We start from the raw sequence: 12,955 nt of genomic DNA on the forward strand, positions 1-12,955 counted from the left end.
GAAATGGGGACTTAAGGATATGAACATCCTCTACCAGATAAGATACTCAAAAGGTTGAACCGCCGTATACGGATCCGTACGTACGGTGGTGTGAGAGGTCGGGGCTGTGAAGCCCCTCCTACTCGATTTCAACTCGCGCTGTTCCTGCAGGACAAGGAATGCTTCTATGAACTCACATCGCACGAAGGAAATTGAACTATATTTCCGAGGAGTGTCACCAATTTCATTTGATACGCTAGATAGTTTAAAAATATAATGATTACAGCCTATCTTAGTTGCGGGAAAGCTTATTGAGCGTTAATATTTCAGATCATATTTAAATGTACTGACTAGCGCAGGAGACAAATGGATGACACTCCAGAGGCCCGACAAGGGTCATGCAGGCGTTGTCCGACAAGGACGGTTTTAGCCTGTGGTCCTACCTTTTCAAGTCGAAGATCCACTTGGTGAAGCGGTTTTCTTTACCAAGTTAGCTGAGACTGAGCCCACGGAAAGGGAATCAATTTACTTCCGGAGCGGGTAAAGAATTAATGTCTCTAAATTATTGTGCGATTTATATAGTCTTTATATAAAACTTTAACTAATCTTTCAAAAAAATAAAATTTTAAGAGATTAATAGTTTAAAGAAATAAAAAAGTGCCCATACTAGTGCTATCAAGTTAGTAGGGGGCAAATAAAATGAAAAAAGTATTATCTATGACAACTCTATTTTTGCTATTATATATACTGTTATTTCCATTAGAAACGGTTATGAACGAAATTGAAGCAGAAGCTGAATCTGCTTATAAAGTTATTCCAAATGAAGCAATAAGACTGCGAATTCTTGCTAATAGTGATCGAGAAGAGGATCAGAACATTAAGCGAACCATTCGCGACCAAGTCAATAAAGAGATCACAAAATGGGTAAAAGATATTGATGACATCGAAACCGCACGAACTACCATTCAAGAGCGTCTTAAAGATATCGAACAAATAGTAGAAGACACCTTAGCAGATGAAGGAATCGACATGACTTCCAGCGTAGAATATGGTTCAGATGTTAATTTTCCCGCTAAAATATATGGCTCATACATATATCCAGCAGGGCAATATGAAGCAATTCTAATTACTTTAGGTGAAGGAAAAGGAGCGAATTGGTGGTGTGTCTTATTTCCACCGTTATGCTTCCTTGATTTTGGAAATGGTACGAGTGTAGCTGAGCCTGCAGAAAACGAAGAAGTTGAGAAAGAAGAAGTAGAAACCAGAGAAGTAGAGCTAGTAGAGAAAGTTGAAAAGGAAGAAAAAGAAGTAGAAGTAAAGTTTTTTTTATTCAAATGGTTTAGTTAAATAGGTATAATTACTTTGACTCTCTCATAAAAATAGTAGAAAGCTAGATTTTATGTGAGGAGATGATAGGGATGGAATGTGTAAAAACGAAGCAAATCAAACAAGCTAATGTTAAAGATTTTTTTCAAGAGAAATGGCCAAAGGACACAACGGAAAATACAATAGTAGAATATGGGTACTTTATAAAAGAAGCAGAATCAATTCGTGCTTTTTTTATGTTAGAGCCAATGAATCAAAATGCTGTTCGATTAAAGAATTTATACATCAAAGGAGACCTTACAGCCCTACATGTCCTTGCAATAATTGAAATGAGCATCCAAGCTGCACGAGAACAACCTGCTACGTACTTATATATTCATAGTCAACAAGAAACATTAGATGAATTAGTTAGTCAGCTAGGATTTCAAGTTGTGGATGTCCCAGTGGATAATAAAACTATTGAAGGACAATGGTGGGGATTAACTGTGGATAAATAACTGAGTTATTAACAACTGTGCGTAAATACTGTTGATAACTTGTTTATAATAGAAAAAACTTGTGAAGAAGATAAGGATTATATAAAATGGATGCATATATTGTAACATCAAAGATTTTCAACTTGTGGGCAAGTTAAGTGTTTGTGGATAACTTGTGTTAAACATGTTGATAAACTGTTGATAGTAGAAAGGGATTCCTCATGAAGAAAGAGACAAAATATTGGGTAGTAGCAAATATGGATGAAAACGATCAACAAGCAATCGAAGAAGCGGCAACATTGCTTAAACAGCACGAGGTTGTAGCTTTTCCAACAGAAACAGTTTACGGACTTGGAGCAGATGCAACCAATCAAGAGGCGGTTGCGAGAATTTTTACTGCAAAAGGTCGTCCGTCGGATAACCCGTTAATTGTCCATGTTGCTCATCCAGAACAAATTGAAAGATATGTTACCGAAATAACACCACTAGCAGAAAAGTTAATCAATGCCTTTATGCCTGGGCCAATTACGGTAATTTTACCTAGCAACGGAAAGATCGCAGAAAATGTTACCGCGGGCCTTGATACTATAGGGGTTCGAATTCCAGATCACATTGTTGCACGTACTTTATTAGAAAAATTAGATTTACCTGTTGCTGCACCAAGTGCTAATACATCAGGAAAGCCTAGTCCAACGAGTGCGATCCATGTCTATCAGGATTTGAATGGTAAAATCGCAGGCATTGTTGATGGCGGTCCAACTGGTGTTGGGGTTGAATCTACGGTTGTGGATTGTACAGGTGATTTGCCTGTCATTTTGCGTCCGGGAGGCATAACGCAAGAACAAATTGAACAAGTAACTGGTATTATGTCTGTCGATACAACTATTTCTGAGCAAATCGATCAACCGAAAGCACCAGGTATGAAGTATAACCACTATGAGCCAGATGCTCCGCTATGGCTAATTGATGGAGATGAAACCTTTTTTCAGAATCAAATCGATGCACTGACTAAAGAAGGAAAAAAAGTAGGGATTATGGTAAGTCAAGAATTAGCAATGAAATTAGATGCATCGAATGTGAAGATCCTTGGCTCACAAGATGATCTGAAAACAATTGCGTATTCTTTATACGAAACATTGCGCGCATTTAAGAAAACGGATGTTGACATTATTTTATCAGAAACATTTATAAAACAAGGCTTAGGCCAAGCAATTATGAATCGATTAGAAAAAGCTGCCAGCCAAAAGGTTTCGCCGTAAAGAGGTGAAGCCTTTTTTGATGTGAAAAAGTGCTGCGCAGACTCTGGGAGGAGCGGATTCGATCAAAAAAATCGATAATTCGATCAAAATTTCCGGTTATTTGATCAAAAAAATCAATAATTCAATCAAAAAATCAATTTATTCGATCAAACACCCGATATCGCCTGTTTTTCGTCGCCCCATCCCCAACAACATCAGCTGAATGCAGTATTCTTTTCGCTAATTGAGGTGATTCTATCCCTAAATAGGAGCGGCATTCTTGATTGCTAATCGATGAGGCAATTAATTGCAAATAATCACCAATTGCTTGCTCAGCACCACCTTTTGAATATTTATTGCATTGCCAACATAGCCACTTTCCGTGTGTGCGTTTCATTGAAGCTGCATTACAGTGCGGACAAACAACACCATTACGCAATTCCCCGGCTTTAATGCCATATCGTTTTAATAGATCAGGCTGAAAAGGTGTATCAGCATCCAGTAGCTCCTTTGTAATCTGATCAACATCTAAAAAACCAAAGTTTTTCTCCAAATAGTAAGTGTTCCAATCGTTCAAATGATCAATTAAATATTCGGCATGCACCACCCTCTGGTAAATCTCCAAATCAGCAGCATTTGTTTTTAAGACACTCGAGCTGTTGGCAATCGCAACAAAACTTTCAATTGGCACAGAAGATATGTTTAAGACCTTGCTAAACCATTCACTCAATTTCCACTTATGTTCCTGAACCTGTGCAAGCGGATTTCGAAATCCTTCTTCTTTTTCTTCAACGGTTCGGATTAATTGCTTGAAATGAGTATCGAAAAAAAGTGTACCTCTCATATTTTTAACTTCAATAACAAAAATACAGCTTTTGCTTAAAACTAGAAAATCAATTTGAAAGAAACTATCTTGGTGGGGAAGACGGAGGTCATGAAAAATAATAAAGTTATCACTCAAGTTCTTCAGGCGATAATAGACCTCTTTTTCACCCCGATATCCAGCTAGTGGCAGTGTGTAAGCTTTTTCAATCGTTGTGTATGTGGGGTGATGACTAGGAAGACGCCTGAGTAGTGCTTCATATGCATTAAGTCGACTAGAAACAGTTAACGGTTTTCCGATCATAGTATTCTCCTTCTACGCGTCTGTTTGCTAACAGAATAATCCAAAAATAATTTAAAGTAAAATTCCTATTTCAAAAAAACATCCCTCTAAAAAAGTAGCAAAAATCAACTACCCGAAGATCATGTTTAATTTTCCAAGCGACAAAACCAGTCCATTTCTCAAAAGTGTAAAAACAATAAAATACTTTTCTAACATAAATCATAACCTCACACACGTGCGCATAAAGTACAATAGCATGTCCGAACAGTGGAGGGTGAAAAAATGTCTGTAATGTATCTAGGTCAACTTGTACCACTAATAATCATGGCAATCGCACTAGGGATGGACGCTTTTTCTGTAGGGTTAGGAATGGGTTTACAGTTACTTCGGTTAAAGCGAATTTTCTTTATCGGTATAACAGTTGGGTTATTCCATATAATTATGCCGTTTATCGGAATAGTACTTGGTAATTTTATCTCGACAAAATTAGAAGATATAGCTGTACTCGCAGGTGGTCTGCTTTTGTTTACATTAGGGATACATATGGTGTTACAGACATTTCAAGCAGAACGAAAAAGTCCCATGAAACCAATTGGCATTGGACTATTTTTATTTGCGATCAGCGTTAGTTTAGACAGCTTTTCAGTTGGCTTAAGTTTAGGGATGTCAGGAGTAAAAACATTTATTGCACTTTTATTATTTGGTGGTTTCAGCATGGCACTGACATGGGCCGGCTTACTATTAGGTAAAAGAGCACGAGGTTTACTAGGCGTATACAGCGAAATGTGTGGTGGAATTATCCTATGCGCATTCGGCCTCCGCATTATTTTTGGCTAAAAAGACCTGTTAATAAAAATATTTATCAAAAAGGGCTGCGTGGAAAACACGTAGCCCTTTCATTTTGGTTATGGCCTAACAGATATGATATAGTTTAATTAGAAGAAACATGAACGTTGAGGAGGAATTTATAAAAGATGAATGTCTTATTTATCTGTACTGGAAATACATGTCGTAGCCCAATGGCTCAAGCATTATTACAAAAAAAAGCAGCTGTACATGTGCAGTCAGCCGGTTTATTTGCAACACCAGGATCACCAGCTTCACCAGGTACCGAATATGCCCTTAAATCGAATGATATTACATTAAATCATCAGTCACAACCCGTTACGAAAGAATTATTGGATTGGGCAGATATCATTTTAACAATGACAATGCAACACAAACACGCACTCACAGCACAGTATCCAGAAGTTGTTGAAAAAGTCTACACATTAAAGGAATATACGTTGCTAGATGGACAGTCTACCTGGGAGCAGTTAAAACAGGCATATGCACAACTTGAAGAAAAGCGACTGACTGTCGTAACTGAAGTAGACCAAAATCAAACAGAACAACAGTTGCGTGCCTTTTTACGTGAAACGCAAGATGAAATAGACCGATTAGAAGCGGAACTGCCGAATTATGATATATCGGATCCTTTTGGTGGTGGCCAGCAAATATATCAAGATACTTTAGCAGAAATAGAAAAATATATTGATATATTGATTGAAAAGTTTGAAAATAATGAAAAATAACAGAAAATTGCATATTTCTTTTAAAAAGACGTTTTAATGACACAATAAAACAAGTAAAATAATAAGTAGAAGAAAATATATCAGCAAAGAAAAGGAGTGCATCAGAATGAAAGTAGTATTAGCATCAGATCACGGTGGATATGAATTAGCAAGAGAAGTTGGAAAGTTATTAGAAGAATCAGGTATTGAATTTGAAAATATAGGTTGTGACTGCGAAGATTCAGTTGATTACCCTGATTACGGTATACCAGCTGCTGAACGAGTAGCAAATGGTGAGTTTGACCGTGGAATTTTAATTTGCGGCACAGGTATTGGGATGTCGATTGCAGCAAATAAAGTAGAAGGTATTCGCTGTGCACTAGTTCATGATGTTTACACTGCACGCGTTACGAGAGAACACAATGATTCAAACGTATTAGCAATGGGCGCCCGCGTAATTGGTGTTGATTTAGCAAAAGAAATTGCGAAAACTTGGATCGGTGCTGAATTTGAAGGTGGACGTCACGCAAGACGTATTGGAAAACTTAGTGATTACGAATCCAAGTAAGTAAAGGATGCGAGAAAATGGAACAACTTGAACAACAATTGCACGCTATTACCACAGAATGGAAAGATAGCGGCTATTTACAAGCTGGTAAATTATTTGTAGTAGGCTGTTCGACGAGTGAAGTTATTGGTGAAAAAATTGGCACATCAGGCAGTGAACAAGTAGCCGAACAAATTTACCAAGCATTCAAAAAGTTGCAGGACCAAACAGGTATTTTGTTAGCATTCCAATGCTGTGAGCATTTAAATCGCGCACTAGTGATCGAGCGATCAACAAAGGATACTTTTAATTATGATGAAGTAACCGCAGTGCCAGTCCCAACAGCTGGTGGTTCCATGGCTGCACATGCGTTTAAACACATGGAAGATCCTGTTGTAGTGGAGCATATTAAAGCAGATGCAGGAATCGATATTGGGGAAACGATGATTGGAATGCATGTAAGGCATGTTGCAGTACCACTACGATTAAAACAACGTCAACTAGGAAGTGCGCGAGTTAATGCAGCTTTTTCTAGACCGAAATTAATTGGTGGGCAACGTGCCGTGTATTGCAAACAATAGATAATCACAAAACTAAGGGGGAAATACGTAGATGGAGCATCTTAAACAAGGGGATTTGGAACTTTTTCAAGCAATGGAGCAAGAACGAGGTCGTCAAAATGATAAAATCGAATTGATTGCATCAGAAAATTTTGTTTCTGAAGCGGTAATGGAAGCACAAGGATCAGTGCTTACGAATAAATATGCGGAAGGTTATCCAGGTAAACGGTATTATGGTGGCTGTGAATATGTCGATGTAGCTGAAAACCTAGCACGTGATCGCGCCAAGCAATTATTCGGGGCAGAACACGTGAACGTCCAACCGCATTCAGGTGCACAAGCAAATATGGCTGTTTATTTCACAATACTTGAGCCAGGTGATACAGTACTCGGAATGAACCTAAGTCATGGTGGGCATCTGACACATGGTAGTCCTGTTAACTTTAGTGGTACATTATATAATTTTGAAGATTATGGTGTAGACAAAGAAACAGAACAACTAGACTATGATGTTGTATTAGCTAAAGCAAAAGAAGTAAAGCCTAAGTTAATTGTAGCTGGGGCAAGTGCTTATTCTCGTACCATTGATTTTAAAAAATTCCGTGCAATTGCTGACGAGGTTGGTGCATATCTAATGGTGGATATGGCCCATATTGCCGGATTAGTTGCTGTTGGTTTGCACCCTGACCCTGTTCCACATGCTGATTTTGTTACAACAACAACCCATAAAACATTGCGTGGCCCTCGTGGTGGAATGATTTTGTGTAAAGAGAAATTTGCTAAACAAATCGATAAATCTGTTTTCCCTGGCATTCAAGGTGGACCATTAATGCACGTTATCGCAGCAAAAGCTGTTGCATTTAAAGAAGCTCTAGATGCTGATTTCAAAACGTATGGAGAAAAAATCATTGCCAACGCAAAACGATTTGGTGAAAGTTTACAAAAAGAAGGCATTCGTCTAGTCTCAGGTGGCACGGATAATCATTTATTACTATTAGATGTCCGCGATTTAGGGCTAACAGGTAAAGATGCAGAAAAAGCACTTGATGACATCGGTATTACAACGAACAAGAATACCATTCCATTTGATCCAGAAGGTCCATTCGTAACAAGTGGTGTCCGTGTTGGTACTGCAGCTGTTACATCACGTGGATTTGGATTAGAAGAAATGGATGAGGTTGCAGCGATCATCGCGCACACTTTAAAGAATCATCAAGATGAAGTTAAATTAGTAGAAGCGAAAACACGTGTTAATTCCTTAACGCAAAAATTCCCGCTCTATCAACGTTAAATTGTTTCAAAACAGATCTCTTGTGCATTAATTGGCAAGGGATCTATTTAAATCGACAATTTCAGCAAAAAAAATGCAATAAATGCACAACATAGGTTGAAACAGAACGCATTTTTAAGTACACTTTTAAAGATACATAAAATGATAAGGAGTGATCGATCGTGGGAAATGTATTTGTACTGGATCATCCATTAATTCAACACAAATTAACGTATATTCGAAGTAAAGAAACGGGAACAAAAGAATTTCGTGAGTTAGTTGACGAAGTTGCCGGCTTAATGGCTTTTGAAATTACACGTGACCTTCCTGTAGAGGAAAAAACAATTGAAACACCAGTAACAACAGCAGTTACGAAAACATTGAGTGGTAAAAAAATCGGTTTAGTACCTATTCTTCGTGCTGGATTGGGTATGGTTGATGGCGTATTACGTCTAATCCCTACTGCAAAAGTTGGGCATGTTGGTCTTTATCGTGACCCAGAAACATTGAAGCCAGTGGAATATTACATTAAATTACCTTCTGATATTCAGGAACGTGAATTAATCGTAATTGATCCAATGCTTGCAACAGGTGGCTCTGCCAGTGATGCGATTGCTTCATTGAAAAAACGCGGTGCAACCAATATTAAATTGATGTGCTTAATTGCAGCACCAGAAGGCGTTGAATTGGTCAAGAAAGATCATCCAGATGTTGATATCTATCTTGCAGCACTAGACGAAAAATTAAATGAAAAAGGTTATATCGTCCCAGGACTAGGTGACGCAGGTGACCGTTTATATGGTACAAAATAAAGTTTAATAAAAAGCGCTACATTCATGTGGCGCTTTTTTAACAGCGCAATAGTGAGTTGCGTTGGTTATTCGGCGAACTTGAGCATTATTCGGCGATAAGGAGTATTAATTCGGCGAAAACTGCTATTATTCGACGAAAACAGCAATTATTCGACGGAAACTGAATTAATTGAGCAAACTCGAGCAATAATCCGGCAAACACCGAATTAATTGAGAAACGCACAATACTCTATACATAAGAAGGGGCGAAATAGTAAATGACAAAGCGGATAAAAGTAATGACGATTTTTGGTACACGACCAGAAGCGATTAAAATGGCACCACTTGTATTAGAATTAAAAAAGCGATCTGATGAGTTTGAGCCTATTGTTACGGTTACTGCGCAACACCGTGAAATGCTCGACCAAGTCCTAACGATTTTTGATATCACACCTGACTATGATTTAAATATTATGAAAGCACGCCAAACTCTAGCGCAAATTACCACGCGCGCACTAGAAGGATTAGATGAAGTAATGAAAGAAACAAAACCAGATATCATCCTTGTTCATGGAGATACAACAACGACATTTGCAGCATCACTAGCTGCTTACTATAATCAAATTGCGGTAGGACATGTTGAGGCTGGACTGCGCACTTGGAATAAATATTCACCATATCCGGAAGAAATGAATCGCCAATTGACAGGTGTTATGGCTGATTTACATTTTGCTCCTACAACCAAAGCGCAACAAAACCTATTAGAAGAAAATAAAACAGAAGAAAATATTTTTGTAACAGGCAACACTGCGATAGATGCATTGAAAACAACAGTAGACGAAGGTTACGCAAGTACTGTGTTAGATAAAATAGGTGACAAGCGCCTTGTACTAATGACAGCTCATCGACGTGAAAACCTGGGCGAGAATATGCAACAAATGTTCCGAGCGATTAAGCGTTTAGTTGAAAAACATGACGATATACATGTTGTGTATCCTGTCCATCTAAATCCTGTTGTTCAAGAAACAGCAAATCAAATTTTAGGTGAAGATGATCGAATTGATCTAATCGATCCACTTGGCGTTGTTGATTTTCATAACTTCGCTTCACGTGCCCATCTTATTTTAACTGATTCTGGTGGCGTGCAGGAAGAAGCACCATCTTTAGGTGTGCCGGTGTTAGTGCTGCGCGATACAACAGAACGTCCAGAAGGCATTGAAGCGGGCACATTAAAATTGGCAGGAACAGATGAAGAGAACATTTTCAATTTAGCAGATGAACTGCTCTCAGACGATGCGAAGCACAAGGAAATGGCGCATGCGTCCAATCCGTATGGTGATGGCCAAGCTAGTGCACGAATTGCTGATGCTATTCGGTACTTTTATAAGCATACGAATGAAAAGCCATCTACATTTACAACAAAATAAGCAAGGAAAGAGGGTTCCACATTAGGTTGTGGAACCCTTTTGATCGAATAAACGTAATTTTTGATTGAATTATCACTTTTTTTGATCGAATAAACGAAAAAATTGATCGAATAACGCAAATTATTGAACGAATCCCACAAAAAACTTCAAACGCAACCTGAGATCACACACCCAAATCCAACCAAATTAACTAAAATCCTCTGTATAACCATTCTCCTTTATTCACATACTACTTAAAAAAATAAGGGAGAGTATCCATGCATGCGAACGTTCCTATTAATCATCACTATCATGCTTATACTACCACTCATACCAGTTGATGCAGCGGATCGATTAGACGATCATTCCATTATTATCGAAGTGGATGGAGACCCGCATCAACAAAAAGAATACCTCAAAACCTACCAACCGAATATTGAAGTTCTCGAAGTGTTTGATACCCTGTTCCAAGGTCTAGCTCTTCGTGGGAAGCAGCATCAACTAAAGCGGCTTGGAGAATTTGACTTTGTAAAAAATACGTATCCAGTTCACACCTATCAAACAAATAAAGAAACACCGATTAATCAGAGTGTTCCTTTTTTGCTGAAGGATGGTGGTAAAACGGATACTCAATCTTTTACAGGAAAAGGCGTTAAAGTTGGTGTTATTGATACAGGGATCGATTATACCCATCCAGATTTAGAAAAGAATTATCAAGGGGGATTTGATCTAGTCGACTATGACGATGACCCAATGGAAACGACTATCGAACAAGGTCCGCCAACGATTCATGGCACACACGTTGCAGGAATTATTGCTGCAAATGGCAAGATGAAAGGAATTGCTCCTGATGCCGATTTATATGCTTATCGAGCACTTGGACCAGGTGGAGCTGGGACATCGGTTCAAGTAATGGCCGCCTTAGAACGTGCGGTCAAAGATGGCATGGACATCATTAATATGTCGCTTGGAAATACAATTAATGGACCAGATTGGCCAACAAGTGTGGCAGTTAATCGTGCAGTTGAGCATGGTGTGTCAATGGTGATCGCAAATGGAAATTCCGGTCCCGCTAATTGGACAGTAGGTTCGCCAGCCACTGCAACAAAAGCAATTGGAGTTGGCGCATCAACCCCAATAATTACGACACCAATCATTGTCGATCATTTTGAAGAAAAAGAAATAGCGTTAACACCTTTAATTGGTACAAATGAATGGGATCTAAACAGAAAATTTCAACTTGTGGATGGCGGAATAGGCGATAAGCCAATTCCTAATGCACGCGGAAAAATAGTTTTAATGAAACGAGGCAAAATTTCCTTTACTGAAAAAGTGCAACAAGCTGAAGCGCAAGGTGCTCGAGCAGTACTCATTTATAATAATGAGGAAGGACCTTTTCAAGGTGGATTAGAGGCTACAACAACAATACCGGCTGCAACGATCTCACAAGAAAATGGTGAATGGCTGTTCAATCAAACAAAAAAACAGAAGTATTGGCTCGAAACAACGTATGTAACCAGCCAAGATCTAATGGCTGATTTTAGTTCGCGCGGCCCCGTCACAGCTAATTGGAATATTAAACCTGAAATCGTTGCCCCTGGTGCCGGGATCACAAGTACGATCCCAGGAGGTTATCAAACACTTCAAGGGACAAGTATGGCAGCACCGCATATTGCAGGTGCACTTGCTGTTTTAAAAGAAGCACATCCAGATTGGAGCCCTGAACAATTAAAAGGAGCGCTGTTAACCCAAGCTTTACCGCTAGAACATGGTGATAAACGCTACGAACCGATTGATCAAGGAATGGGTAGAGTTCAATTAGACAAAGCAATTAACACAGACACAATTATCACAAATCCATTACTCGCATTCGGAAAAATTGATACCAATAAAGAAATACAAAAGGTGCAATTTGAGATAGAGAATGTCTCTGAAAAAAAGCAAACATTCTCAATAGACTTACCTGATCAAACAAAAGGACTTCGCTGGTACACGCCAAGAACAATCGCAGTTAAACCGGGCGAAACTAAAGCTATATCAGTTGGCTTAGGCGTAACAAGCAGGCAACTAGCTGAAGGATTACACCAAGGATGGTTGCTCTTAAAAGGGTCAAATCAAACATTTTCTCTACCTTACTTATTTGTCAATCAAACAGCAGATTTTCCAAAGGCGGCTGGATTTGAATTGGCACTTGATCAGTATAATAAAGACAATTATCGCTATAGCTTATATGTAACAGAACCAGCAAAAGAAATTAAAGTTGACCTATATGACCCTGATACAATGGTATTTGTTCAAACCATTCTTAACTTAGAAGAACATTCTGTAGGTGTGGTAGAAGGAGACTTACCAGTTAAAAACTTGCCAAATCAAGGTCAGTATATAGCTAATATCATAGTTGTTGCAACAAATGGTAACACCTTTCATCAACAAGCAAGTATATTAATTGAGTAATGGATATAAAATTGGTAAGATAGAGAAGAGCCTGTTTTCTTTAAAAATGATAATAAAATCAATTTGAATTTCACAAAATTGTTGCTATCATTGTAAAAGGAAATGAATTATAATAAAAAATAGACGTTTTATCAAAAAGACCTTATAATATAAAAAGTCAGCCCGATTTTTATTGGAATTATAAGGTGTTTCGCATGATGGGTTTAGTTATTCGTTAAAATGAATGAGAAGATCCGCCCCCGTGATTAGA

Annotated in this window: 12 protein-coding genes; 11 read left to right on the top strand and 1 reads right to left on the bottom strand. The window is 38.3% G+C overall.

The annotated features are described in order from the left end of the window. The first annotated feature begins 678 nt into the window (after nt 1-678). From spoIIR to D2K40_RS08245, 3 genes are all read left to right on the top strand, one after another. Entirely contained in the window at nt 679-1,326 is a 648-nt protein-coding gene (gene spoIIR / locus D2K40_RS08235) for a stage II sporulation protein R (protein WP_117154857.1), read from the top strand. 71 nt (nt 1,327-1,397) lie between these two features. Then, on the top strand, nt 1,398-1,802 hold the full coding sequence (locus tag D2K40_RS08240; RefSeq protein ID WP_117154867.1) for a hypothetical protein: 405 nt from the start codon (nt 1,398-1,400) through the stop codon (nt 1,800-1,802). Nucleotides 1,803-2,002: 200 nt separating this feature from the next. Beyond that, nucleotides 2,003-3,040 (top strand): L-threonylcarbamoyladenylate synthase, encoded by a 1,038-nt coding sequence (locus D2K40_RS08245; protein WP_117154869.1) that lies wholly within the window; start codon nt 2,003-2,005, stop codon nt 3,038-3,040. A 133-nt stretch (nt 3,041-3,173) separates the two neighbouring features. On the opposite strand, the gene D2K40_RS08250 is transcribed toward D2K40_RS08245, so the two are convergent. Beyond that, nucleotides 3,174-4,145: a nuclease-related domain-containing protein gene (locus D2K40_RS08250; protein ID WP_117154871.1), complete on the bottom strand. Its 972-nt coding sequence runs from the start codon at nt 4,143-4,145 to the stop codon at nt 3,174-3,176. Between the two features lie 270 nt (nt 4,146-4,415). On the opposite strand from D2K40_RS08250, the gene D2K40_RS08255 reads away from it, so the two are divergent. From D2K40_RS08255 to D2K40_RS08290, 8 genes are all read left to right on the top strand, one after another. Then, complete coding sequence (locus D2K40_RS08255) at nt 4,416-4,961, top strand: manganese efflux pump MntP (RefSeq protein ID WP_117155077.1); 546 nt, start codon at nt 4,416-4,418, stop codon at nt 4,959-4,961. Nucleotides 4,962-5,098: 137 nt separating this feature from the next. After that, nucleotides 5,099-5,698, top strand: coding sequence for a low molecular weight protein arginine phosphatase (locus tag D2K40_RS08260; RefSeq protein ID WP_117154873.1), 600 nt, complete (start codon nt 5,099-5,101; stop codon nt 5,696-5,698). A gap of 106 nt (nt 5,699-5,804) precedes the next feature. Next, entirely contained in the window at nt 5,805-6,245 is a 441-nt protein-coding gene (gene rpiB, locus D2K40_RS08265) for a ribose 5-phosphate isomerase B (protein ID WP_117154875.1), read from the top strand. Nucleotides 6,246-6,262: 17 nt separating this feature from the next. Continuing rightward, nucleotides 6,263-6,805, top strand: coding sequence for a TIGR01440 family protein (locus tag D2K40_RS08270; protein ID WP_117154877.1), 543 nt, complete (start codon nt 6,263-6,265; stop codon nt 6,803-6,805). Between the two features lie 31 nt (nt 6,806-6,836). Then, nucleotides 6,837-8,075 carry a serine hydroxymethyltransferase gene (locus D2K40_RS08275; protein ID WP_117154879.1) on the top strand — a complete coding sequence of 413 codons (1,239 nt, stop codon included), beginning with the start codon at nt 6,837-6,839 and terminating at the stop codon, nt 8,073-8,075. Between the two features lie 161 nt (nt 8,076-8,236). Beyond that, nucleotides 8,237-8,866, top strand: coding sequence for a uracil phosphoribosyltransferase (gene upp / locus D2K40_RS08280; RefSeq protein WP_117154881.1), 630 nt, complete (start codon nt 8,237-8,239; stop codon nt 8,864-8,866). Between the two features lie 257 nt (nt 8,867-9,123). Further along, the gene (wecB, locus tag D2K40_RS08285; protein WP_117154883.1) at nt 9,124-10,272 is read left to right on the top strand and encodes a non-hydrolyzing UDP-N-acetylglucosamine 2-epimerase; all 1,149 of its coding nucleotides are present in this window, start codon (nt 9,124-9,126) and stop codon (nt 10,270-10,272) included. Between the two features lie 261 nt (nt 10,273-10,533). Next, entirely contained in the window at nt 10,534-12,705 is a 2,172-nt protein-coding gene (locus tag D2K40_RS08290) for a S8 family serine peptidase (RefSeq protein ID WP_117154885.1), read from the top strand. The last annotated feature ends 250 nt before the right edge of the window (nt 12,706-12,955 follow it).

The sequence above is a fragment of the Paraliobacillus quinghaiensis genome (assembly GCF_003426025.1).
Classification (GTDB): Bacteria; Bacillota; Bacilli; order Bacillales; family Amphibacillaceae; genus Paraliobacillus_A; species Paraliobacillus_A quinghaiensis.